This is a genomic window from Cohnella baijiui, assembly GCF_020731285.1.
Taxonomy (GTDB): Bacteria; Bacillota; Bacilli; order Paenibacillales; family Paenibacillaceae; genus Cohnella.
This window is the reverse complement of record NZ_JAJFOW010000371.1, coordinates 1-232: the sequence shown is the minus strand read 5'-3', so window position 1 is coordinate 232 and position 232 is coordinate 1. Positions and strand designations below refer to the sequence as shown.

Genomic DNA, 232 nt, shown 5'->3' with positions numbered 1-232 from the left:
GGGCTATTTCCATATCCGTATCGGACGCATGAGCCCCCGGCGCGAGTGCTGTGGCCGACATGCCTACAGCAGCGGATGTATTCGGCATGGTGCGAATCACAGCCGCCTGATGACCAAGGAGGCTGGTAATATAATCCGTAGATGTACCGGCCAGAACGGAGATGAAGAGCTGGCGCGGTGTGGTTAGTGGGCGGATATTTGCAATTGCGCTTGCCACGTCTTTAGGCTTAAT

1 pseudogene is annotated in these 232 nt (G+C 55.6%); it reads right to left on the bottom strand.

Annotated features, from left to right (window positions below):
* Positions 1–232, bottom strand: a pseudogene (locus LKX83_RS33000) (pyrroline-5-carboxylate reductase); the annotation flags it as partial.